General features: G+C 53.9%; 24 protein-coding genes, 1 pseudogene and 1 other annotated feature. Of the genes and pseudogenes, 17 read left to right on the plus strand and 8 right to left on the minus strand.

Annotated features, from left to right (window positions below):
- Positions 1-33: 33 nt before the first annotated feature.
- Positions 34-2,631 (minus strand): type I DNA topoisomerase, encoded by a 2,598-nt coding sequence (topA, locus tag PO881_RS10310; RefSeq protein WP_101764270.1) that lies wholly within the window; start codon positions 2,629-2,631, stop codon positions 34-36.
- 370 nt (positions 2,632-3,001) lie between these two features.
- Here topA and PO881_RS10315 point away from each other — a divergent pair, with 370 nt between their 5' ends.
- On the plus strand, positions 3,002-3,250 hold the full coding sequence (locus PO881_RS10315; RefSeq protein WP_176969985.1) for a DUF2498 family protein: 249 nt from the start codon (positions 3,002-3,004) through the stop codon (positions 3,248-3,250).
- A gap of 26 nt (positions 3,251-3,276) precedes the next feature.
- Here PO881_RS10315 and sohB read toward each other — a convergent pair whose 3' ends face one another.
- A complete protein-coding gene (gene sohB / locus PO881_RS10320; protein WP_110866249.1) occupies positions 3,277-4,323 on the minus strand; it encodes a protease SohB in 1,047 nt (348 codons plus the stop codon).
- A gap of 173 nt (positions 4,324-4,496) precedes the next feature.
- Between sohB and PO881_RS10325 the strand changes: the two genes are divergently transcribed.
- Together PO881_RS10325 and cobO are read left to right on the plus strand one after the other, a co-directional pair.
- Positions 4,497-5,261, plus strand: a complete 765-nt coding sequence (locus PO881_RS10325; RefSeq protein ID WP_277973656.1) for a YciK family oxidoreductase — start codon at positions 4,497-4,499, stop codon at positions 5,259-5,261.
- Positions 5,258-5,845, plus strand: a complete 588-nt coding sequence (gene cobO, locus PO881_RS10330; protein ID WP_277973657.1) for a cob(I)yrinic acid a,c-diamide adenosyltransferase — start codon at positions 5,258-5,260, stop codon at positions 5,843-5,845. The genes PO881_RS10325 and cobO overlap by 4 nt, the downstream gene beginning before the upstream one ends.
- A gap of 37 nt (positions 5,846-5,882) precedes the next feature.
- Here cobO and rluB read toward each other — a convergent pair whose 3' ends face one another.
- Positions 5,883-6,758 (minus strand): 23S rRNA pseudouridine(2605) synthase RluB, encoded by an 876-nt coding sequence (gene rluB / locus PO881_RS10335; protein ID WP_101764266.1) that lies wholly within the window; start codon positions 6,756-6,758, stop codon positions 5,883-5,885.
- Positions 6,759-7,576: 818 nt separating this feature from the next.
- Between rluB and PO881_RS10340 the strand changes: the two genes are divergently transcribed.
- On the plus strand, positions 7,577-8,233 hold the full coding sequence (locus PO881_RS10340) for a serine protease (protein ID WP_280172891.1): 657 nt from the start codon (positions 7,577-7,579) through the stop codon (positions 8,231-8,233).
- Here the strand turns inward: PO881_RS10340 and PO881_RS10345 are convergent, their stop codons facing one another.
- Positions 8,234-8,854, minus strand: a complete 621-nt coding sequence (locus PO881_RS10345) for an L-threonylcarbamoyladenylate synthase (RefSeq protein WP_110866253.1) — start codon at positions 8,852-8,854, stop codon at positions 8,234-8,236.
- 12 nt (positions 8,855-8,866) lie between these two features.
- Positions 8,867-9,751, minus strand: coding sequence for a PHP domain-containing protein (locus PO881_RS10350; RefSeq protein WP_280171741.1), 885 nt, complete (start codon positions 9,749-9,751; stop codon positions 8,867-8,869).
- Between the two features lie 154 nt (positions 9,752-9,905).
- Positions 9,906-10,014: a sequence feature (Trp leader region), on the plus strand.
- Between the two features lie 23 nt (positions 10,015-10,037).
- Between PO881_RS10350 and PO881_RS10355 the strand changes: the two genes are divergently transcribed.
- The 6 genes and pseudogenes from PO881_RS10355 (at position 10,038) to PO881_RS10380 (ending at position 17,170) form a co-directional block, all read left to right on the plus strand.
- The gene (locus PO881_RS10355; protein ID WP_280171742.1) at positions 10,038-11,600 is read left to right on the plus strand and encodes an anthranilate synthase component 1; all 1,563 of its coding nucleotides are present in this window, start codon (positions 10,038-10,040) and stop codon (positions 11,598-11,600) included.
- Positions 11,600-13,193, plus strand: a pseudogene (gene trpD, locus PO881_RS10360) (bifunctional anthranilate synthase glutamate amidotransferase component TrpG/anthranilate phosphoribosyltransferase TrpD). The gene PO881_RS10355 and the pseudogene trpD overlap by 1 nt, the downstream one beginning before the upstream one ends.
- A gap of 1 nt (position 13,194) precedes the next feature.
- Positions 13,195-14,562, plus strand: coding sequence for a bifunctional indole-3-glycerol-phosphate synthase TrpC/phosphoribosylanthranilate isomerase TrpF (gene trpCF / locus PO881_RS10365; RefSeq protein WP_280171743.1), 1,368 nt, complete (start codon positions 13,195-13,197; stop codon positions 14,560-14,562).
- 46 nt (positions 14,563-14,608) lie between these two features.
- Positions 14,609-15,802 carry a tryptophan synthase subunit beta gene (gene trpB / locus PO881_RS10370; protein WP_101764259.1) on the plus strand — a complete coding sequence of 398 codons (1,194 nt, stop codon included), beginning with the start codon at positions 14,609-14,611 and terminating at the stop codon, positions 15,800-15,802.
- The gene (gene trpA / locus PO881_RS10375) at positions 15,802-16,605 is read left to right on the plus strand and encodes a tryptophan synthase subunit alpha (protein ID WP_101764258.1); all 804 of its coding nucleotides are present in this window, start codon (positions 15,802-15,804) and stop codon (positions 16,603-16,605) included. The genes trpB and trpA overlap by 1 nt, the downstream gene beginning before the upstream one ends.
- A 250-nt stretch (positions 16,606-16,855) precedes the next feature.
- On the plus strand, positions 16,856-17,170 hold the full coding sequence (locus PO881_RS10380) for a BON domain-containing protein (RefSeq protein WP_101764257.1): 315 nt from the start codon (positions 16,856-16,858) through the stop codon (positions 17,168-17,170).
- 46 nt (positions 17,171-17,216) lie between these two features.
- Here PO881_RS10380 and ompW read toward each other — a convergent pair whose 3' ends face one another.
- Positions 17,217-17,849, minus strand: coding sequence for an outer membrane protein OmpW (ompW, locus tag PO881_RS10385; protein ID WP_064738828.1), 633 nt, complete (start codon positions 17,847-17,849; stop codon positions 17,217-17,219).
- A gap of 246 nt (positions 17,850-18,095) precedes the next feature.
- On the opposite strand from ompW, the gene PO881_RS10390 reads away from it, so the two are divergent.
- From PO881_RS10390 to yciA, 4 genes are read left to right on the plus strand one after another with little or no spacing between them, the layout of a single operon-like run.
- Positions 18,096-18,512 carry a YkgJ family cysteine cluster protein gene (locus tag PO881_RS10390; RefSeq protein WP_101764256.1) on the plus strand — a complete coding sequence of 139 codons (417 nt, stop codon included), beginning with the start codon at positions 18,096-18,098 and terminating at the stop codon, positions 18,510-18,512.
- Positions 18,513-18,539: 27 nt separating this feature from the next.
- Positions 18,540-19,274, plus strand: a complete 735-nt coding sequence (locus tag PO881_RS10395; RefSeq protein WP_101764255.1) for a YciC family protein — start codon at positions 18,540-18,542, stop codon at positions 19,272-19,274.
- 58 nt (positions 19,275-19,332) lie between these two features.
- The gene (locus PO881_RS10400) at positions 19,333-19,872 is read left to right on the plus strand and encodes a septation protein A (protein ID WP_008106564.1); all 540 of its coding nucleotides are present in this window, start codon (positions 19,333-19,335) and stop codon (positions 19,870-19,872) included.
- A gap of 54 nt (positions 19,873-19,926) precedes the next feature.
- Entirely contained in the window at positions 19,927-20,346 is a 420-nt protein-coding gene (gene yciA / locus PO881_RS10405; protein WP_007892397.1) for an acyl-CoA thioester hydrolase YciA, read from the plus strand.
- 54 nt (positions 20,347-20,400) lie between these two features.
- On the opposite strand, the gene tonB is transcribed toward yciA, so the two are convergent.
- Entirely contained in the window at positions 20,401-21,129 is a 729-nt protein-coding gene (gene tonB / locus PO881_RS10410; protein ID WP_280171744.1) for a TonB system transport protein TonB, read from the minus strand.
- Positions 21,130-21,334: 205 nt separating this feature from the next.
- On the opposite strand from tonB, the gene PO881_RS10415 reads away from it, so the two are divergent.
- Positions 21,335-21,631: a YciI family protein gene (locus tag PO881_RS10415; RefSeq protein ID WP_101764253.1), complete on the plus strand. Its 297-nt coding sequence runs from the start codon at positions 21,335-21,337 to the stop codon at positions 21,629-21,631.
- A gap of 190 nt (positions 21,632-21,821) precedes the next feature.
- Here PO881_RS10415 and PO881_RS10420 read toward each other — a convergent pair whose 3' ends face one another.
- Complete coding sequence (locus PO881_RS10420) at positions 21,822-21,995, minus strand: YciY family protein (protein WP_137385893.1); 174 nt, start codon at positions 21,993-21,995, stop codon at positions 21,822-21,824.
- Positions 21,996-22,157: 162 nt separating this feature from the next.
- On the opposite strand from PO881_RS10420, the gene cls reads away from it, so the two are divergent.
- Positions 22,158-23,618 carry a cardiolipin synthase gene (cls, locus tag PO881_RS10425; protein WP_101764252.1) on the plus strand — a complete coding sequence of 487 codons (1,461 nt, stop codon included), beginning with the start codon at positions 22,158-22,160 and terminating at the stop codon, positions 23,616-23,618.
- A gap of 37 nt (positions 23,619-23,655) precedes the next feature.
- Positions 23,656-23,985 carry an HI1450 family dsDNA-mimic protein gene (locus tag PO881_RS10430; protein WP_196761379.1) on the plus strand — a complete coding sequence of 110 codons (330 nt, stop codon included), beginning with the start codon at positions 23,656-23,658 and terminating at the stop codon, positions 23,983-23,985.
- The last annotated feature ends 29 nt before the right edge of the window (positions 23,986-24,014 follow it).

Below are 24,014 nucleotides of genomic sequence, written 5' to 3' on the forward strand. Positions count from 1 at the left end.
AGAAAGGCCAGCGAATGCTGGCCTTGCGGGGAATTACTTTTTCGCTTCCTGCCATTTGCCGTCAACATAGAACATTGACCAGCCAGTGGCTTTGCCATCCTTTTCGGAAGAGACGTATTGCTGTTTGGTCTTGCGACTGAAACGTACCATCGTCTTATTCCCTTCCGGATCGGCGGCTGGCGCTTCTGACAGATATTTCAGCTTTTCTGGCAGGCGGTCGGCAAAGCGTTGCAGCTCTTCCACCAGCGGTGCGCGCGTTTCACGTGATTTCGGGAAGGTATTCGCAGCAAGGAACACGCCCGCTGCACCATCACGCAACACAAAGTAAGCATCCGACTTTTCACACTGCAATTCTGGCAGCGGCACCGGATCTTCTTTTGGCGGCGCGACGTCACCGTTACGCAGAATCTTACGGGTGTTTTTGCACTCGTCGTTGGTACACGCCATATACTTACCGAAACGACCCATTTTCAGATGCATTTCAGAACCACACTTCTCGCACTCAACAATCGGACCGTCGTAGCCCTTGATGCGGAATTCGCCCTGCTCAATCTCGTAGCCGTCGCACTCTGGATTATTACCGCAGACGTGTAACTTGCGCTGGTTATCGATCAGATAGCTGTCCATCGCGGTGCCACACTTTTGGCAACGACGACGAGCGCGCAGCGCATTGGTTTCAGCATCATCGCCTTCCAGCACGTTGAGCACTTCATTTTCCGGGATCAAGTTGATGGTCTGCTTGCAGCGCTCTTTCGGCGGCAAAGCATAACCCGAGCAACCCAGGAACACGCCGGTACTGGCGGTGCGAATCCCCATCGGGCGGCTACAGGTTGGACAATCAATTGACGTCAACACCATCTGGTTGGGCTGCATGCCGCCCTCTTCCGGATCTTTCTCAGCATCATCTAACTGTTGGCTGAAATCACTGAAGAAGGAGTCGAGTACCGCTTTCCATTCGGCTTCATTATTCGCCACCTGATCGAGGCTATTTTCCATGCGCGCGGTGAAGTCATAGTTCATTAGCTCGCGGAAATTAGACTCCAGACGGTCGGTAACAATTTCACCCATTTTTTCAGCGTAGAAACGGCGGTTCTCAACACGCACGTAACCACGATCCTGAATGGTGGAGATAATCGAGGCATACGTTGATGGACGACCAATGCCACGTTTTTCCAGCTCACGCACCAGCGATGCTTCACTGAAGCGCGCCGGCGGTTTGGTGAAGTGCTGGCTTGGCATCAGCTCTTTAAGATCCAGCATGTCGCCAACATCTACCGGCGGCAGCGTCAGATCTTCATCATTTTTACGCAGCGCAGGCATCACGCGCGTCCAGCCATCGAAACGCAGCGTGCGGCCTTTGGCTTTCAATTTAAATTCAGCCGCGCCCACGGTCAGCGTGGTGGAGTCGTACTGAGCCGGAACCATCTGGCAGGCAACAAACTGGCGCCAAATCAGCTGATAAAGTTTCTGCGCATCAGCTTCCATATCTTTCAGCTGCTCAGCCACGATATTCACATCAGAAGGACGAATGGCTTCGTGCGCTTCCTGTGAGTTCTCTTTGCTGGCATAGGTATTCGGCGCTTCTGGCAGATACTTTTTACCGAAACTGCTCTCAACATAACCGCGCGCCATCGCCACGGCATCCTGGCTCAGGTTGGTGGAGTCGGTACGCATATAGGTGATGTGGCCCGCTTCATACAAACGCTGCGCCATCATCATGGTCTTCTTCACGCCGAAGCCCAAACGCGTACTCGCCGCCTGTTGCAGCGTTGAGGTAATAAAAGGTGCAGAAGGCTTGCTGCTGGTCGGCTTGTCTTCACGATCCAGCACTTCGTAACGCGCTTTCTGCAAAATCGCTACCGCCGCGTGAGTTTGCTCACGATTGACCGGACGGAACGCTTTGTCATTCTGATGCGTCACCTGCATGGCCAGATCGGCGCCTTTCGGCGTGGCGAAATCAGCATCGATTTCCCAATACTCTTCTGGCACGAAGGCTTTGATTTCGTGCTCGCGCTCAACGACCAGACGCACCGCAACCGACTGAACGCGGCCGGCTGACAGGCCGCGGGCAATTTTCTTCCACAGCAGGGGCGACACCATGTAACCCACCACGCGATCCATAAAGCGGCGCGCTTGCTGTGCGTTGACACGTTCAATATTAAGCTCGCCAGGCTTGTCAAACGCCTGACGAATCGCATTCTTGGTAATTTCGTTAAATACTACGCGGCTAAAGCGCTTATCGTCCCCACCGATCACTTCCCGCAGGTGCCAGGCAATGGCTTCCCCTTCGCGGTCAAGGTCGGTTGCGAGATAGATGTGGTCTGCATCGGCAGCCAGGTTTTTCAGCTCAGCGACAACTTTTTCTTTGCCCGGCAGAATTTGATAATCCGCTTCCCAACCATGCCAGGGATCCACACCCATGCGGTTTACGAGTGCGGCTTTCTCATCCTTTTTAACCTTTTTTCCAGGTTTCGCTTTTTCCCCGTCGGCACTTTTACGGGCAGTTGAACCGCTGGTCGGCAAATCACGGATATGACCGACACTGGATTTCACCACGTAGTCATTACCGAGGTATTTATTGATTGTTTTGGCCTTTGCCGGGGACTCAACGATTACGAGTGATTTACCCATATGTACCTTTACCTAAATGAAACGTCCTGATAAACGGGAGAGAATTGGAGGTCCCAAAACCCAATGGGTTCAATATTGCTGCCAGCATTTCGCATTTCAAGGCAGCAGGGATAATCTCAGGTCAGATTGCGTCGACTTCTGCAACTTTATGATTAGGAGCGAGTTTTCCATCTGACAGAACCACACATCCGGGTGTGATCTCCCTGAAAGCTGAATCGCCCACACTCTACCTGATAAAATCCGTTACGCAACTTAATTAGCATTCTGCCTAATTTTGCGCCAGTTTTATGACGCAATGCTGATTTGCTGAACGCGATAGCTCGCAAGTAATATAGAAGGAGAAAAATGGCTGTCAAAAAAGAGGTGAAAAATGTCAGTGCCAACGGAATCTATTTCACGCCAGGCGTTACTGGAAATAGCCAATCAGATAATCACGCAGCACGACGATTATTTTGTCGGATTAGAAGCCAATGATGTGATTCAGCAAGGTGATGTTTTGGTGTTTCGCGGTCCCTATTTTCTCGATGATGAAGGCTTGCCCACCGCCAAAACCACCACGGTATTTAACGTATTTAAACACCTCGCGGTCGAACTCTCCTCTCAATATCATCTGGCATAAAAAAGCCCGGCAATTGCCGGGCTCAGTTACAACAGCGGCTTCTCGCCGCGCTGCCATATTTTCAGAATCAACCGCTCTGCCGCCAGACTGGCGCTGTTAGTAAAGCGATCCATCATTTTACGCTTACGTGCGTAGTGCACGCCCAGCACGGTGAAGCGATCCATATGCTTGATAATCAACGCATCGCTGGTGCCGATTTCATCAATCAAACCCAAATCCAGCGCCTGACGACCATACCAATGCTCGCCGGTCGCCACTTTGTTCAAATCAAGCGACGGACGCATCTGCTGTACAAAATCTTTAAACAGCTGATGCGTTTCATTGAGGTCTTCCTGGAATTTCTCGCGCCCTTCTTCGGTGTTTTCACCAAACAGCGTCAAAGTCCGTTTGTACTGACCGGCGGTATGCAGCTCGACGTCAATATCGTTGCGCTTTAACAGGCGGTTGAAGTTAGGGATCTGCGCGACCACGCCAATCGAACCAATAATAGAAAACGGTGCGGCCACGATGCGATCCGCCACGCAAGCCATCATGTAACCGCCGCTGGCAGCGACTTTATCCACCACAGCCGTTAATTGCAGGCCGGCATCGCGCAGGCGTTGCAGCTGCGAAGCCGCCAAACCATAGCCGTGAACCACGCCGCCGGGACTTTCGAGGCGCAGCAGCACTTCATCGCCCGGTACCGCAACTGCCAGCACCGCGGAGATCTCCTCTCGCAATGAGGTGACTTCACTCGCGTCCATGCTGCCCTTGAACTCCAGCACATACAGCGTGGGCTTCAGCGTCTCGCTCACGCCCGCTTTGGCATTGCGTTTATCGGCTTTCGCCTTTTGCTTCTCTTCTTTCTTATGCTGCTTGAGCCACACTTTTTGCGCCTGTGGCTTCATTTTGGCGAGCTGCAGGTCTTCCTTCATCTCACGATAATCATCATCGAGATGCGTCAAACGCAGCTGACCGCTGCTGTGACGTTTACGCAGCGCGGCATTAAGCACAATCAGAACAATAGCTGCGATCGCCACCACCACGGTGACAGCCTTAGCCAGAAATAATCCGTAACTGGAGAAAAAATCCATTCTGCCGCCTTATTAAACAGTAAATTACAACAGCTGCAAGTTTACCCGCTTTACGCGCTGTCGTCGCCTGAAATGCCCGCAGGCGGCACAGAATGCGAGGCTCAAGCGTTGCACCGCGCGGCAAATTCAGGCATAAAGCCAAAAACCTTCTGACCCTAGCAAAGGACATCGCTGTGCATTATCAACCGAAAAGCGATCTACTGGAAAATCGCATCATTCTCGTCACCGGCGCTTCCGACGGCATTGGCCGTGAAGCAGCCCTGACCTATGCGCGCTATGGCGCGCGCGTCATCTTGTTGGGGCGCAATGCCAACACGCTGCAGAAAACGGAGCAGGCCATCAACCAGTTAAACAAGCAGCCAGCCGCTTCTTTATTACTGGATCTGGCTGAAGCCACGCCAGAAAGCTGCCAGCAATTGGCCGAGCAGGTCGCTGCGCTGGTACCGCGTCTGGATGGCGTGCTGCACAATGCCGGTATTCTGGGCGAGATCGTACCGCTGGAAGAACTCGATCCGCAGATCTGGCGGGACGTGATGCAGATTAACCTCGATGCCACCTTCTATTTAACCCAGGCATTACTGCCGCTGCTGCTGAAATCAGATGCCGGATCGCTGGTGTTTACCACTTCCAGCGTAGGCCGCACCGGCCGTGCAGGATGGGGCGCGTATGCGGTTTCGAAATTTGCCACTGAAGGCATGATGCAGGTGCTGGCCGACGAGTATAAAAACCGTCACTTGCGGGTGAACTGCATCAATCCTGGCGGTACGCGCACCAAAATGCGCGCCAGCGCCTTCCCGGATGAGGATGCCAATTTACTCAAAACCCCCGCGGATTTGATGCCGCTCTACCTCTATTTAATGGGCGATGACAGTCGTCGTAAAACCGGTACCAGCTTCGATGCGCAGCCGGGACGTAAAGCGGGGCCAGCAACCGCATGAGCGATCGCCATCAGCAACGCCAGCAGCGACTGAAAGAGCAGGTTGATGCCCGTATCGCCGCCGCCACCGAGACGCGTGGCATTTTGATGGTGTTCACTGGTAACGGCAAAGGGAAAACCACCGCCGCTTTCGGCACCGCGTTGCGCGCCTGCGGACACGGTAAAAAAGTGGCGGCGGTACAGTTCATTAAAGGCGAATGGCCCAACGGTGAACGCAACTTGCTGGAACAGCACGGCGTCGAATTTCAGGTGATGTCCACCGGTTTTACCTGGGATACGCAGAACCGCGAGACCGATACCGCAGCATGTCAGTTGGTGTGGCAGCAGGCGCGTCGCATGTTGGCCGATAGCAGCGTCGATCTGGTGATCCTGGATGAAATCACGTACATGGTGAGCATGGATTATCTGGATTTAGCTGAGCTGGTCGATATGCTGCAACAGCGCCCTGCACAGCAAAGCGTGATCATTACCGGTCGCGGCTGCCATCGTACGTTACTGGATTTGGCAGATACCGTGACGGAAATGCGTCCGGTGAAACATGCGTTCGATGCGGGAATTCAGGCACAGCAAGGAATAGATTGGTAACACGCTGACGCCGCAGAGCGCGGCGTCAGGCGTGGCATCAGGAACCGCGTTTGGTGTTATTACGACGCGGATTGTTGCTCACCACACCGTGACGTTTTACCGCACGACGGATTTGGTTAGCCTTGGTGCGACGACGATCCTTTTCGACGGCCACTTTCGTTACCGTCTCTTCCGGCATACTGACTAACGTACGCAGATAGTTGACTGCCGGTAACTCCATCTCGATCCAGCCGCCGCGTGGCAAGCCTTTCGGCAACTGGATATCACCGTAACGCACACGCATCAGACGGCTAACCTGCACGCCAACCGCTTCCCACAGACGCCGCACTTCGCGGTTACGTCCTTCGGTCAGCGTCACGTTGTACCATTGGTTAATCCCTTCGCCACCGGCAAACTTAATGGTTTTGAACGATGCCGGGCCATCTTCCAACTGCACGCCTTTGCTCAGCTGACGGATTTTATCGTCATCCACTTCGCCAAACACGCGAACCGCGTATTCACGCTCGACTTCACGGCTTGGGTGCATCAAACGGTTAGCCAGTTCACCATCGGTGGTGAACAGCATCAAACCGCAGGTATTCACATCCAGACGACCGACGGCAATCCAGCGTGAACCACGCAGACGCGGCAGACGATCAAACACGGTTGGACGCCCTTCCGGATCGTTACGCGTGCAGAGTTCACCTTCCGGCTTGTAGTACGCCAGTACGCGGCACACTTCGGTCGCCGACTCAGCGATGGAAACCAGATGGCCATCGATACGAATTTTCAGGGATTTATCACTTTCGATGCGATCGCCAAGCGTCGCCAGTTTGCCGTCAACGCTGACGCGTCCGGCTGAAATCATGGTTTCGATTTCGCGACGCGAACCGTGACCGGCGCGCGCTAATACTTTCTGTAATTTTTCGCTCATGGAGCCTCGTTGTCGCCTTCCCAGGCGTCGTGGTAAGAAGAGGTACGATACAGGGATTACCAATTCCCATATCAGAATCTGTTACCGCTCTGCATTGCTTCTGCAATCTCAGACGGCCCGCGATTTTACACTAACGCAAGTTTTGTTAACACCTTTTCCTTTGCTGCCGATAACAGAGGGCCCGGTAAAAACGGGCACATTAAGATTTTGACAACAAACATTCAGCTGGCTGATAGATCGATCTTATTTGCATCCGCAGCAACCACGCCAAGTGACTGAATTATTATCACTTGCCCCTAACCTTTCCCGCCTGAGCCTATTATCAACTTAAGACAACTGATACATTAGCGCTTTGCAAGACTGCTTAACCGCTATTGCTCGCCACGCTTAAGGATAATCACAAACTTTAAATCTAAGTAAAAACAATAAAACAGCATAAAAAACTATTTAACAGCATTAAATAAGGTCCATTACCGTAATAAATGCAAACTGATAGTTTATTGGCACTACAGGTTGGATTAAGTCTGTATTTTTGTATTATTTGATTAATATTAAATTTGATGAATTGTTCTGCAGAAAAAACTGTGTAAAATTTAAGCCTGAAATCCAGTGCGTCGTCATAATAACATAGCTTTCATTTACTATTTATATTCGTTCAACTTACAAATCATTAACGAACCACTGTGTAATTTCACTGATATTACAAACCGGCGCGCGCGGGATTAGACGCGTTTATTCATTTACGGAATGAATTTAATTTGCATGTCGAAAGTCTTCACCAGGGATTTTACGGACATGCTTTAAAGAAGATCACAGCCATGAAAACCTCTCTGCTTTGGCCTGCGCTCGCTGCGCTGGCTCTGAGCGGTTGTTCCGTGGGCCACACTGAGTACAGTCGTACTGCGATGCAACACGTTGATATGAGCGTGACAGGCATCCCGACCGTGCTAGGTTTGGGCATTCTCGGTACAACCATTCCTTTGACGCCAGAATACAGCCTGACGGCGGCGCACGTGGCAAAAACGGCCGTGCAGCGTGTCAAGGCCTATCATCCTTATTGCGACGTCGCGATTATTTATCATAAAAACAGTCCAGAAACGCTGGCGAAATTCCGCAACGGTGCTGTTGGCGAACCGATTAAAATGTACGGTTACAGCTTTATTTCCGCTATGCCGGTGGAATCGAGCGGCGTTAATTTAGCGCGTACCGCCATTACCAATAAATGGAATAAAAAGCCCTGCATTGCAATGGCATCAAATGCTGGCGTGGTGCAAGGGATGTCGGGTGGCGCGGTATATAATGCCGACCAAACTATTGGCGGGGTGATTGTCGGTTACAGCCATGAAATATCTAACGTTCGCAGCAAGAAAGTCATCTTAAAAGATGTCTCGCTGTATATTCCGTACGGGGATTTCAAAACCTGGCTGGAATCCAATATTGGTCAGACGCAGAAAGCCACGCCTGACCATGCATGATTACTGGAACGGGCGCGTGTCACCGACACCTTCGCGCACCACCACCGGCGCATCGCTGGTGAGATCGATCACCGTGGTCGGCTGCTGTCCCAGCGTGCCGCCATCGATGATCAGATCCACCAGCTTGCCAATGCTGTACTGAATCTCTTCCGGATCGGACTCGGTGAAATCATTGCCGGGCAGCATCAGCGAAGTCGACATCATCGGCTCGTTAAGGCGCTCCAATAGCGCCAGCGCCACCGGGTTGGACGGCACGCGTAGCCCGATGGTTTTACGTTTGTCATTCATCAGACGACGCGGCACTTCTTTCGTCGCCTTCAAAATGAAGGTGTAGTTGCCCGGCGTGTTGTTTTTCAGGAGGCGAAACGCGGAGTTATCCACCTGCGCGTAAGTCGACAGCTCCGACAGATCGCGGCACATCAGCGTAAAGTTGTGATTGCCATCCAACTGGCGAATGCGACAAATGCGTTCCATGGCATTTTTCTCTTCCAGACGACACCCCAGCGCATAGCCAGAGTCGGTTGGATAAACAATCACGCTGCCTTTATTGAGATAATCAACGGCCTGATTTACCAGGCGCGGCTGCGGATTGTCGGGATGAATGTGAAAATATTGACTCATAAAAACCTCATATCACCTGTCTGTAACAGCACTGCTGGGCGCCAATGCGGGGAAGCGTTCCCAAACCGGCTCCACGCCGCCCGGTAGCCATAACTTGCGTCCCAGTTCTATCCACGGACAAGGTTGGTGGAAATCTGATCCCTGCGACCCGGCTAACTGATGGTCACGCGCATAGGTTGCCAGCTGCGTGCGCTCGTTGGGCGCTTGCTGGCACTGCGCGACTTCCATGGCATCGCCGCCCACGTCGGCAAAATGCGCAATCAGCCGCTTTAACCATTTAGCCGACAAACCATAACGACCGGGATGCGCCAAAACGGCATAGCCGCCAGAATGATGAATAGCATCAATGGCTTGTTTAATTGTACACCATTGCGGCGGCACGTAGCCGGTTTTCCCGCGCGCCAGATAATTCTTGAATACCTGCGCCATATTGTCGGCTTTGCCAATCTCCACCAGATAACGCGCAAAGTGGCCACGCGTGATCAAGCCGCCCTGCGCCAGTCGCTGCGCACCGGCTAGCGCATCAGGAATGCGAGCGCGCTCGAGGCGTTCGGCAATCTGCTGCGCACGATCAAGGCGTGTCTGATACTGAAGCGCAAGGAATTCAGTCAGCGCGGGATGCTGGCAATCGACATTCAGCCCCACAATGTGGATTTCGTGATTTTCCCATAAGGTTGATGCTTCTAAACCGGCTAGCACGCGGATCGGTAGATCCTGTTGCATCACTGCCGCCTGCGCTTCTGCCACGCCCGCCACCGTGTCGTGATCGGTAATCGCCAGCACACCGACTTTCATCTCAACCGCGCGCTGCACCAGCGCGGTCGGCGTCAATAAGCCGTCAGAAGCCAGCGTATGGCTGTGTAAATCGTAAAGGGGAAAACGAGCGATGTCCGACAAAATAACTCCAGCAACTGCATAAACCGGCAGGCATGATAACGATTTTGCCCCTGGCTGAAAAAGGGTATTGACATTTTTCGCCCGAACCAGTTAACTAGTACACAAGTTCACACGTAACGGGTATTTAATCATGACTATTTTTGGTACGCATCTAAATGGTTGGTGGCGCGAAGATCCCTTTATCGGGCGACGTCGTCGTGCACAATTTGCGTAACCGCAGTGCAGATTGATACCTAAGCCCGCCACCGAGCGGGCTTTTTTTTGAGCGAAATTCAGAGAATCCATTATGGCTATTGCGAAACCTACATTGAAGTTGATAACCGGTACCGCGCCCTACCGCGAAGATCCGGCCGCAGTGTTTCATCAGTTATGCGGCGCACGTCCAGCAACTCTGCTGCTTGAATCCGCTGATATCGACAGCAAACAAAACCTGAAAAGCCTGTTAATCGTGGATAGCGCGCTGCGCGTCAGCGCATTGGGCAACATCGTCACCATCAAAGCGCTGTCGGAAAATGGTCGCGCTATCTTGCCGCTGCTGGACGAGGCGCTGCCCTCTGAGGTGCGTATCGAGGTGCGCCCTGATGGCCGCGAGCTGCATTTCACCCAGCCGCAAGGCATGCAGGACGAAGATTCCCGCCTGAAGGCCCTTTCCGTATTTGATGCGCTGCGCCTGATCCCGCAGCTGGTGAACAGCCCGGAAGAGGAGCGTGAAGCGATGCTACTTGGCGGCTTGTTCGCTTATGACTTAGTGGCCGGTTTCGAAGATCTGCCGCAACTGCGCAACGAACAGCGTTGCCCGGATTACTGCTTCTATCTGGCCGAAACCTTACTGGTGATCGACCATCAGCAGCGCACTGCTCGCCTGCAGGCCAGCTTATTCAGCCCATCGACCAGCGAGTTCCAGCGTCTGCAAGGCCGCATCGAACAACTGCGCGGCCAGATGACGCAAGCAGCGCCCGCATTGCCGGTCCAGCGCGTCGAGCACATGACGCTGAGCACCAGCCAGAGCGACGAAGAGTATTGCAGCGTCGTTCGTGAGATGCAGGAAGCGATTCGCATTGGCGAAATCTTCCAGGTTGTCCCTTCACGTCGCTTCTCGCTGCCGTGCCCTTCTCCACTGGCCGCTTACGACACGTTGAAAAACAGCAATCCAAGTCCTTACATGTTCTTTATGCAGGATCAGGATTTCGCGCTGTTTGGTGCCTCGCCAGAAAGCTCACTGAAATATGACGCGACGTCGCGTCAGATTGAGATCTACCCGATTGCCGGTACGCGTCCACGCGGCCGCCATGCCGATGGCTCGCTGGATCGCGATCTCGACAGCCGCATCGAACTTGAAATGCGCACCGACCATAAAGAGATGGCTGAGCACCTGATGCTGGTGGATTTAGCACGTAACGATTTGGCGCGTATCTGTGTGCCGGGCAGCCGTTACGTGGCAGACCTGACTAAAGTTGACCGCTACTCGTTTGTGATGCATCTGGTGTCACGCGTGGTCGGCACGTTGCGCGCAGATCTCGACGTGCTGCACGCCTACCGCGCCTGCATGAACATGGGCACGCTGAGCGGCGCACCGAAAGTGCGTGCGATGCAACTGATTGCCGGGAAAGAAGGCACACGTCGCGGCAGCTACGGCGGCGCAGTCGGCTATTTCACCGCTAACGGCGATCTTGATACCTGCATCGTTATCCGTTCCGCGTGGGTTGAAGACGGCGTAGCCACCGTGCAAGCCGGTGCCGGCGTGGTGCTGGATTCCCAGCCTCAGGCAGAAGCGGACGAGAGCCGCAATAAAGCGCGCGCGGTATTGCGTGCCATCGCAACAGCCCATCACTGCAAGGAGATTTTCTGATGGCCGATATCCTGCTGCTCGATAACATCGACTCCTTTACTTACAACCTCGTTGATCAGCTGCGTACCTTTGGCCATAACGTGGTGATTTACCGCAACAACGTGCCCGCTGAGGTGCTGATTGAACGCCTGCAGCAGATGGAAAACCCAATTCTGATGCTGTCGCCGGGTCCGGGCGCGCCGAAAGATGCCGGATGCATGCCAGATTTGCTGCAAGCGCTGCGCGGTCGTCTGCCGATTATCGGCATCTGTCTCGGTCATCAGGCGATTGTTGAAGCCTACGGCGGCCATGTCGGCCAGGCCGGCGAGATCCTGCACGGCAAAGCCTCTTCTATTACCCACGATGGCGAAGGCATGTTCGCTGGCCTGAGCAATCCGCTGCCGGTGGCGCGCTATCACTCGCTGGTCGGTAGCAATACGCCAGCCGAATTGACCGTTAACGCCAGCTACAACGGCATGGTGATGGCCGTGCGCCACGATGCCGACCGGGTGTGTGGCTTCCAGTTCCACCCCGAATCCATTCTCACCACTCAGGGCGCGCGCTTATTAGAACAGACGTTGGCCTGGGCGCTGGCGCAGTAATAGGGAGATTATGATGCAAACTATTCTGGAAAAACTTTATCAGTCTGAGACGCTGAGCCAGGGCGAAAGCCACCAGCTATTTAGCGCTATTATTACCGGTCAGCTGGAGCCGACGCAGTTAGCCGCCGCGCTGATTGCCATGAAAGTCCGTGGCGAGCGTCCGGAAGAGATCGCCGGTGCCGCTTCCGCGCTGCTGGCCGATGCAAAACCGTTCCCGCGCCCGGATTACACCTTTGCCGATATCGTCGGTACCGGTGGTGACGGCAGCAACAGCATCAATATCTCGACCGCCAGCGCCTTTGTTGCGGCAACCTGCGGCCTGAAAGTGGCAAAGCACGGTAATCGCAGCGTCTCCAGCAAGTCGGGTTCTTCCGATCTGCTGGCGGCATTTGGCATCAATCTGGATATCCCTGCGGAACAAGCACGTGAGGCGCTGGACGATCTCAACGTCTGCTTCCTGTTTGCTCCGCAGTATCACAGCGGTTTTCGTCACGCGATGCCGGTACGTCAGCAGTTGAAAACCCGTACCATCTTTAACGTGTTGGGTCCGCTGATTAACCCTGCGCGTCCACCGCTGGCGGTGATTGGCGTGTACAGCCCGGAGCTGGTACTGCCAATCGCCCAAACGCTAAAAGTGCTCGGCTATCAACGTGCGGCTGTGGTTCACGGCGGTGGCATGGATGAAGTAGCGCTGCACAGCCCAACGCAGGTCGCCGAGCTGCGTGATGGCGAAATCACTGGCTATCAACTGACGCCAGAAGACTTCGGTTTTGGCTTCCATGATAAAGACGCGTTGGCAGGCGGCACGCCGGAAGAAAACCGTGACATTCTGACCCGTTTACTTCAGGGTAAAGGCCAGCCCGCCCATGAGCAGGCGGTGGCGGTCAACGTCGCAATGTTACTGAAAGTGTTCGGAAATGAAGATTTGCGCGACAACGCACAGCGCGCCATCGCTGCCATTCGCAGCGGACAGGCCTACGAGCGCGTTGTCGCTCTGGCAGCGAGAGGATGAGATGAGTATTAAGGGCACTGTTTTAGAGAAAATCGTACAAGATAAAGCCGTCTGGGTTGAAGCGCGCAAAGCACAGCAGCCGCTGGCCACCTTCCAGAACGATTTGCAGCCTGCGGAACGTCATTTTTACGATGCACTGCGTGGATCGCGCACGGTATTCATCCTGGAATGCAAAAAAGCATCGCCCTCCAAAGGGCTGATTCGCGAGGATTTCGATCCCGCCACCATCGCTGGGGTATACCGTCATTACGCTTCTGCGGTGTCGGTGTTAACCGATGAGAAATACTTCCAGGGCGATTTTGCGTTCCTGCCGATTGTTAGCGCCGCCATCACGCAACCGGTGTTGTGCAAAGACTTCATCATCGATCCGTATCAAATCTATCTGGCACGTCATTATCAGGCCGACGCCATTCTGCTGATGTTGTCGGTGCTGGATGATGAGCAATATCGTCAGCTCGCCGCCGTGGCGCACAGCCTGAAAATGGGCGTGCTGACCGAAGTCAGTAATGAAGAAGAGATGGAACGCGCGATTGCGCTGGAAGCCAAAGTCGTCGGCATTAATAACCGCGACCTGCGCGACCTGTCCATCGACCTGAATCGCACGCGTCAGTTAGCCCCGCGCCTCGGACATGGCGTCACCGTCATCAGCGAATCTGGCATTCACAATTATGCGCAGGTACGTGAGCTGAGCCACTTCGCTAACGGCTTCCTGATTGGCTCCGCGCTGATGGAAGAAGCCGATCTCACCGCTGGCGTGCGTCGCGTATTGCTCGGTGATAATAAAGTCTGCGGCCTGACCCGCGCCGAAGATGCACGCGCAGCGCAGGAAGCTGGCGCAATCTATGGTGGCTTAATCTTCGCTGAAGGCTCGCCGCGTAAAATCAGCCGCGACCAAGCGCAGGTTGTGCAGGCTGCTGCCCCGCTGAAGTATGTTGGCGTGTTCCGCAACAATGCGGCAAGTGACATTGTCACGCTAGCGGAAAGTTTAAAACTTTATGCGGTGCAGCTGCACGGCGATGAAGATCAGGCGTTCGTCGCAGAATTGCGTCAGGCGCTGCCAGCAGACACCAAAATCTGGAAAGCGCTGAGCATTAAAGAGCAGTTACCTGCGCGCGACTGGCCGCACGTCGATCGTTACGTGTTTGATAATGGCCAGGGCGGCACCGGCCAGCGTTTCGATTGGTCACTGCTGCAAGGCCAGGATCTCAGCAATGTGCTGCTGGCCGGTGGCCTAAGCGCGGACAACTGCGTAGAGGCCGCGCAGCTGGGCTGTGCCGGCCTCGATTTCAACTCCGGCGTAGAATCTGCGCCAGGCATTAAAGATGCCAGCAAAGTCGCGGCGGTATTCCGCACGCTGCGCGCCTATTAATTTCGCTTGCCCGCCATGGCGCGGGCCGAATAAGGAAGATGAAAAAATGACCACGTTATTGAATCCCTATTTTGGCGAGTTTGGCGGCCAGTACGTACCACAAATCCTGATGCCAGCCTTGCGCCAGTTGGAAAATGCGTTTGTTGAAGCGCAGCGCGATCCCGAGTTTCAGGCCGAGTTTACTGACCTGCTGAAAAACTACGCTGGACGCCCAACGGCTTTAACGCTGTGCAGCAACCTGACTAAAGGCAGCAAAACCCGCCTTTATCTAAAGCGTGAAGATTTGCTGCACGGTGGTGCGCATAAAACCAACCAGGTGCTGGGTCAGGCGCTGTTGGCTAAGCGCATGGGCAAAAACGAGATCATCGCGGAAACCGGCGCCGGTCAGCACGGTGTCGCGTCAGCGTTAGCCTGTGCCCTGCTGGGTATGAAGTGCCGCATCTACATGGGCGCCAAGGACGTTGAGCGTCAGTCGCCAAACGTATTCCGTATGCGTCTGATGGGCGCGGAAGTGATTCCGGTGCATAGCGGCTCAGCCACGCTGAAAGATGCCTGTAACGAGGCGCTGCGCGACTGGTCTGGCAGCTATGAAACCGCGCACTACATGCTCGGCACCGCCGCTGGCCCGCATCCGTTCCCGACTATCGTGCGTGAATTCCAGCGCATGATTGGTGAAGAGACCAAAGCCCAGATTCTGGAGCGCGAAGGTCGCCTGCCGGATGCGGTGTTAGCCTGCGTGGGCGGTGGTTCGAACGCTATCGGCATGTTCGCTGATTTTATCGAAGAAGAAAGCGTTGGCCTGATCGGCGTAGAGCCGGCGGGGCACGGTATCGAAACCGGAGAACACGGTGCGCCGCTCAAGCACGGTCGCGTGGGGATCTATTTCGGTATGAAAGCGCCGATGATGCAGACCGAAGAGGGGCAGATTGAAGAATCCTACTCAATCTCTGCGGGTCTGGACTTCCCGTCAGTGGGTCCTCAGCATGCGCATCTGAACAGTATCGGCCGCGCGGAATATGTTTCGATCACCGATGACGAAGCGCTCAGCGCCTTTAAAGAGCTGTGCCGTGCTGAAGGGATTATTCCTGCGCTCGAATCCTCACACGCGCTGGCACATGCACTGAAAATGATCCGCGAAAATCCGGAAAAAGAGCAGCTGCTGGTGGTTAACCTTTCTGGCCGCGGCGATAAAGACATTTTCACCGTTCACGATATTTTGAAAGCCAAGGGAGAGATCTGATGGAGCGTTATAATCAGCTGTTTCAACGTCTGTCGGCGCAGCAAGAAGGCGCGTTTGTCCCCTTCGTTACTCTCGGCGATCCGTCACCTGAACTGTCGCTAAAAATTATCGATACCCTGGTTGAAGGCGGTGCGGATGCGCTAGAGCTCGGTATTCCGTTCTCGGATCCGCTGGCCGACGGCCCAACCATTCAGGGCGCGACGCTGCGTGCCTTTGCTTCCGGCACCACCGTGGCGCAGTGCTTTGAAATTCTGGCGACCGTGCGTCAGAAATATCCCGAGCTGCCGATTGGCTTGCTGATGTACGCCAATCTGGTGTTCAGCAAAGGTATCGACAACTTTTATGCGCAGTGTGAAGCGGTGGGCGTCGATTCCGTGCTGGTTGCGGATGTGCCGCTGGAAGAGTCTGCGCCCTTCCGTCAGGCTGCGCTGCGCCACAATGTGGCGCCGATCTTTATCTGTCCACCAAATGCTGATGATGAACTGCTGCGTGAGATCGCTGCGCACGGTCGCGGTTATACCTATTTGCTGTCACGCGCAGGCGTCACCGGTTCGGAAAATCGTGCCAGCCTGCCGCTGCATCACCTGATCGAAAAGCTGCGTGAGTTTAACGCTGCGCCGCCGCTGCAGGGCTTTGGTATCTCTGAACCCGGCCAGGTGAAAGAAGCCATCGCCGCCGGTGCGGCGGGTGCCATTTCCGGGTCGGCAATTGTGAAAATTATTGAGCGTAACCAGAACGATCCGGCAACGCTGCTCAGCGAGCTGAAAGCCTTTGTGAGTAGTCTGAAAGCAGCCACCCGCTAAAATCCTTCAGGGCCTTATTCGCTGGTGCGGATAAGGCCTTTCTATTGCCAAAAATATCCCCAAACTCAAATTCCCGGCTACTCTCAGATTTTCATGCCCAGCGAAAACTGCGGTTGGATCAATAAGTGGTAAAAACGCCCTATTTCTGACTTTTTCACGCGCGCCGATTTGATGATTTCGCATCTCCAGACCACAATTAACTGCGCCGCCCCATTGCGGCGAAACATCATCTAAGACAGGGAGATAACCAATGAAATTTTTCAAAGTCGTTGCAGGATTTATGATGGCTGCGGTAATGGCGCTGGCGCTTAGCGCGTGTGCACCCACAGCAACCAAAGAAGGCACTGGCGGTTACATCGACGATACCGTGGTAACCACCAAAGTTAAGGCTCAGCTGTTGAATGACGAGTCGCTGAAATCGACCGAAATTAACGTTGAAACCTTCAAGGGTAAAGTTCAGCTGAGCGGTTTTGTCAGCTCACCGCAGATGGCAAATCGCGCGGTGGCCGTAACGCGTAGCGTGGCGGGCGTGAAATCTGTGGTTAACAATATGCAGATCAAATAACACAACGGGCGACCTTCTGGTCGCCCGCTTCATTTCTGGTTGCCGATTAGAATCGATATCCCGCACCAAAGAAGAACACCCACGGATCGATACGCGTGTTGATGTTTTGCTGCTCACCGCCAGCTTTAAATTTCACTTCGGTATCAATATCCATGTACCACAGCGATGCATTCAGCATCCAGTCGCGGTTGATTTGATAATCCAGACCGACCTGGCCTGCCATGCCCCACGAGTCTTTCACGCTCAGGTCGCTTAAACCGGCATCCTCACCCGTTTGGTTGAATTTGGCATCGTAGAAGGTGGTGTAGTTGATACCGACGCCAACGTACGGGCGGACTTTACTTTTGCTATCAAAGAAATAGTACTGCGCCATTAAGGTTGGCGGCAGCTGACGCACGGTGGCCAGATTACCGGTGGCGCCCAGTCCAACCTTATGACGGAACGGGGTTGCAGCCAGCAGCTCAACGCCGATGTTATCCGTTGCCATATAGGTGAAGGTCAAGCCCAGCTGCGTATCGTTGCTAACGTTAAAGCCGCCCATACCCAGCACATTGTCAGAGCCTTCGGTCGGACGAACGGTGGCGCTACCTGCACGCATAAAGAAATCACCGGCTTCATGAGCCAGAGCCAGTTGCGGAATTGCCAGCGCCATCAGCAGTGCGCATTTTGCCAGTTTCATAATCACTCCTTTGCCAAATAAAGATGGGTCACAATGTTGAATGCGGCACAACATTTACCCCTTTTTTGGTAAAAGATCATCTGCATCAATCTAAATTAATCACTTAAAAAACAATGAATTGATTCAGATCAATTTTGGCTTTACAGCGCGTAATAAAAGTCCGCTTGCGAAAATTTTTCGCCGTGACTATTTTACCTTTCCCCTGTGTGATTTTGGTTCGATACCTTAAAGGTGGCGGGCGATCAGATGAGCGATTCACTAAATCCATGCGTGACCTGTGGCGCATGCTGCGCGCACTTCCGTGTCTCATTTTACTGGGCCGAAGCCGATGATGGCGCCGGTGCTGTTCCCGTTGAATTAACCGAACCGTTAACCCCGTTTATGCGCAATATGCGCGGCACCAACCAACGCCAGCCGCGCTGTATTGCGCTACAGGGCGACGTCGGCGGCTGCGTATCCTGCGGCATTTATCAGCAGCGCCCTTCGCCCTGTCGGGAGTTTTCGATGTCCGGCGAGAACGGTGAACAGAACGAAGCCTGCGATCGCGCCCGTGCTCGCTACGGTCTTCCTGCGCTTTTTCACCCTTCTTTACCTGTTATGACAGAAAGTTATCCCAATGCGGGTGCCAGCACGCCAGTAGAACATGTACAATCGCCGGGTTAATTAATCCGGTTCTTTCAAGGAGTTTACATGTCTATCACGGCAAGCTCGTTATACCGTGACACAGGAAATTTTTTGCGCCATCAGTTGGTTACTATTTTACTGCTGGCGCTGCTGACCTCGTTCATTACTGTGATCGTCGGCCACGCGTTAACGCCAGGTGAAGACCAGCTCTCGTTGTTGAGCCAGTCCGATGACAGCGCATCGTCGCTGTTTGAGCTGGTACAAAATATGTCTCCGGATCAGCAGCGTATTTTGCTGCGCGCTTCCGCTGCAGGCACGTTCGCTGCGTTGATTGGCAACACGCTGCTGCTGGGTGGCATGCTGCTTCTAATCCCAATGGTATCGGGCGGACAACGCGTCAGCGCGCTGCGCGCTATTGGCGCATCTGCGCCCATCCTGCCAAAGCTGCTGCTGCAGACCTTCCTGATCACCCTGCTGGTTCAATTGGGCTTTATGGTGCTGATGGTACCGGGCGTGATTCTGGCGATCCTGTTTTCACTGGCACCGGTGATTCTCGCCAATGAGAAGCTCGGCGTGATTGGCGCGATGCGTGCCAGCATGCGTCTCGCCTGGAAGAATATTAAGGTTATCGCACCGGCTATTGTGCTGTGGCTGCTGGCCAAAATTGTGCTGATGTTCTTCTTCTCATCGCTGACCGTGCTGCCCGCCAATATCGCCTCCGTGGTGTTGAACGCGCTGGGTAACCTGGTCTCCGCAGTACTGATTATCTATCTGTACCGGCTGTATATGCTGTTACGTTAATCGTTATGGCGCTCACCCGGGCGCCATAACTGTACGCTCCTGCCTATTTGGAAACGCTATGAAGCAGTTACTCGATTTTCTTCCCCTGGTGGTTTTCTTCATCTTCTACAAGCTGTACGACATCTTTGTCGCCTCCGGCGCACTGATCGTTGCCACCGGTCTGGCGCTGGTCGTCAGTTGGGTGCTCTACCGCAAGCTGGAAAAGATGACCATTTTTACCTTTGTGCTGGTCGCGGTATTCGGCACGCTGACGCTGGTATTCCATAACGATGAATTCATCAAATGGAAAGTCACGGTGATCTATTCGCTGTTTGCCGTCGCGCTGCTCTACAGCCAGTGGTTTATGAAGCAACCGCTGATCCAAACCATGCTGGGTAAAGAGTTACAACTGCCGTCAGGCGTGTGGCGCAATCTCAACATTGCCTGGGCAATCTTCTTCCTCGCCTGCGGCTTAGCGAATATTTATGTTGCGTTTTGGTTATCGCAGGAATTTTGGGTTAACTTTAAGGTGTTCGGTCTGACCGGCCTGACCCTACTCTTTACCCTGTTAAGCGGCGTGTATATCTGGCGACAGATGCCGCAACAAGAACAAAAATAATGCCACTCCGCCCGACAGCGTCGGGCTTCTCTTCACCTGCAGAAGAACTGAGCAATGGACGAAAAACATAAGTCGCCGCAAGGCGAGATGGTGTTGCGTACCCTGGCCATGCCAGCGGATACCAATGCTAACGGAGATATCTTTGGTGGCTGGTTGATGTCGCAGATGGATATGGGCGGCGCAATTAAGGCGAAAGAGATTGCCGAAGGACGTGTCGTCACCGTGCGCGTGGACGGAATGACGTTCCTTAAACCGGTGGCGGTTGGCGATGTGGTGAGCTGCTACGCACGCTGCATCCGCACCGGCAACAGTTCCATGACCATAAACGTCGAAGTGTGGATCAAGAAAGTGTCGTCCGAACCGATTGGACAGACCTACTGCGCAACCGAAGCGGTGTTTGTTTACGTCGCCGTCGACAATACCGGGCAATCTCGCCCGTTGCCGCCCGGCAGAAGCAATTTAAGCGATCTGTAACATTAAAAAAGCGGTCATCTGACCGCTTTCTTATTGCCTCTCAGCCACGAGTGCTTATTCGATATTGGCGCCACCATTGATGCGGAATACGATGTTCATGGTGAGATTCTTGCCCGGACGACCTGGCTGATAACGCCACTTCTTCATCGCCTGCTTCACTTCGCGCTCGAACATGTTGCGCGGTTCTGCCGACAAAATCTGGACGTTATCCACACGACCGTCGCTATCAACGTCAAACTGCACCCGCACACGTCCCTCAACACGCAGCGCGAACGCACGTGCCGGATAGGCAGGCTTGCTGACGCTCATCGCTTTCGGACCATCTGAAATGCTCGGCGTTGCGGTCGGATTGGCTTTCGGCGCGGTTGTTGGACGCGTCTGCGTGGTTGGCGCTTCCTGCTTAAACGGATTTTCCTGCGGCTTCACTTGCTGACGCGGTTTCGGCTCAACCTTCTTTTCAACCTTTGGCTTCGGTTTAGGTTTTGGCTTCGGCTTAGGTTCCGGTTTAGGAATCGGTACCGGCTCAACCTTCGGCGGCTCTGGCGCCACTTCAGGCTCCGGCTCAGGTTCAGGTGGCGGCGACGTGACCTGAGCAGGCGCAGGTTCGGGTTGCACTTCCGGAGCCACCAGCGAAACGCTGATAGGCTGGGACGCTTTTGGAACTTCAATCACCTGATGAAAAGATGCATAGAGAATGCCAGCGATCAACGAACCGTGAAGTACCACGGATAAAATTACAGCAATGGGGGTACGTGAAGGTAAAGGCGTAGTCAACGTGGTCATATCATTCATGTTCATTGAGTGAAGCGCAGATTTTAAATGCAAATAGCAATCAGTTTCAATAAGCGATGTGCAAGCGCCCCGCAGAAAGGTCTTTTTTAACCCTGATTGCGCTGAATGACAGCGTATTTATCTTTCGTTTGCACTCTGATTAACGATCACTTAACGTGTCACGCAATTTCGGCAAGTCTAACGGGAGTATCCCATCGTGCTTTACGTCATTTATGCGGAAGATACCGCTGATTCACTGGAAAAACGCAACTCGGTACGTCCCGCGCATCTTGCTCGTTTGAAGCTGTTGCAAGATGAAGGTCGACTGATTGCTGCGGGTCCGCTGCCAGCAGTTGACAGCAACGATCCAGGCCCGGCCGGTTTCAGCGGTTCCGTGATCATCGCCGAATTCTCTTCGCTGGAAGTCGCGGAATCATGGGCCAAGGATGATCCCTACATTGCCGCAGGCGTGTATGAGAAAGTCGCGGTCAAACCGTTCAAACGCGTTTTCTAATCTATGTGGTTGTCAGTTTTACTGCTGGTGATAGCATTCGCTCTCATCGGCAGAGCACTTTGGCTATGGCGTCAGCAAGGCTGGCGCAACGCTCGTCAGCACATTGTGATGTTAATTGTGCTGGCAGCGGCAGTAGAGATGGTCAATGTCATCCGGGTGCTACGCGGCGCATGATGGCCGCGTAAACCCATCAGTCCATTTGCGAGATAAACAGGATGGAGCGGCGATGTTGCTGCGCCACCTGATGACGAATGGTATGGATGCGCTTATAACGACGCGACTGCCCTTCCAGCCAGCGAGAACGACGACGGTGTACCTGACGTAACATTCTCCAGCGCGCCACTTCATTTTTGCTGCGTCTCATAACATCCTCTCAGACAGGCTAAACTCGGCAGGCATTATAAAGATCTGCCAGGAAATGCCAAATCGAAAGCTTCATCGAAACGTCATTCACGATTAAAGGTTTCACTCCCTGTGATCAGCACGTAAACTTTGCACAACAAAGCGCGAACAGGACGTCCACTTAATGACCACATTTTATACCCTAATCAGTTGGTTGCTGCTGTTTGGTTACTGGCTGCTGATTGCGGGTGTCACGCTACGTATTCTGATGAAACGCCGCGCAGTCACCTCAGCAATGGCCTGGCTGCTGATCATCTACATTCTACCGCTGGTGGGTATAATCGCTTATCTCTCTTTTGGTGAGCTGCATTTAGGTAAAAGGCGTGCCGAACGCGCGCGCACCATGTGGCCCTCCACCGCCAAATGGCTTAACGATCTCAAACAGTGCCGTCATATCTTCGCCACTGAACACAGCGACGTGGCGCGGTCCCTGTTTGATTTGTGCCGCCATCGTCAGGGCATCGCCGGCGTGAAAGGTAATCAGCTGCAGTTGCTGACCAACTCCGATGACGTGATGCACGCACTGATCCGTGATATCCAGCTGGCACGGCATAATATCGAGATGGTGTTCTATATCTGGCATCCCGGCGGGCTGGCCGATGAAGTGGCGGAATCGCTGATGGCCGCATCGCGTCGCGGTGTACATTGCCGTTTGATGCTGGATTCAGCGGGCAGCGTCACCTTCTTCCGCAGTCCGTGGGTCAACATGATGCGCAATGCCGGCATCGACGTGGTTGAAGCATTGCAGGTAAGCCTGCTGCGCGTGTTCCTGCGCCGCATGGACCTACGTCAGCATCGCAAAGTGGTGCTGATCGATAACTACATCGCTTATACCGGCAGCATGAACCTGGTCGATCCGCGCTTCTTTAAGCAGGAAGCCGGCGTGGGACAATGGATTGACCTGATGGCGCGCATGGAAGGCCCGGTGGCAACCACCATGGGCATTGTGTATGCCTGCGACTGGGAGATTGAAACCGGTAAACGCATTCTGCCACCCGCGCCGGATGGCAACGTGATGCCCTTCGAACAGGAGAGCGGACATACTATTCAGGTAATCGCTTCTGGGCCCGGCTTTCCGGAAGATATGATCCACCAGGCGTTACTCACAGCGGTCTACTCCGCGCGTCAGCAGCTGATTATGACCACGCCCTACTTTGTGCCGAGCGATGACCTGCTGCACGCCATCTGTACCGCAGCGTTACGCGGTGTGGAAGTGAGCATCATTGTGCCGCGCCATAATGATTCGCTGCTGGTAGGCTGGGCGAGTCGTGCCTTCTTCACCGAACTGCTGGAAGCCGGCGTGAAGATTTACCAGTTTGAAGATGGCCTGTTGCATACCAAAAGTGTGCTGGTTGACGGGCAGCTGAGTTTGGTCGGCACGGTAAATCTGGATATGCGCAGCCTGTGGCTCAACTTTGAGATCACTCTGGTGGTTGATGATGACGGCTTTGGCAGCGATCTCGCTACCGTGCAGGATGATTACATCGCCCGCTCACGCTTACTGGATGGTGCTCGCTGGGCTAAACGTGCCTGGTGGCAACGCATCGTTGAACGACTGTTTTACTTCTTTAGTCCTTTACTGTAAAACGAGCGAAAATATTACCGCCTCAGGGCAAGCAGGAATGACCATGGATTTAAATAATCGCCTTACTGAAGATGAAACGCTGGAGCAGGCTTACGATATTTTTCTTGAGCTGGCTGGTGACAATCTCGATCCCGCTGACATTATTCTGTTCAATCTGCAGTTTGAAGAGCGGGGTGGCGCGGAACTGTTCGATCCTGCGGAAGACTGGCAGGAACATGTTGATTTCGATCTCAACCCAGACTTCTTCGCAGAAGTGGTGATTGGCTTAGGTGAAGCCGACGGCGAGCCGATCACTGATGTGTTCGCACGCGTCCTGCTTTGCCGCGAGAAAGATCACAAACTCTGCCACATCCTTTGGCGCGAGTAAGCGACAGACAAAAAACGCCGGGCAATCGC

Origin of the sequence: Pantoea sp. SS70, assembly GCF_029866845.1 — a bacterium.
Lineage (GTDB): Bacteria > Pseudomonadota > Gammaproteobacteria > Enterobacterales > Enterobacteriaceae > Pantoea > Pantoea leporis.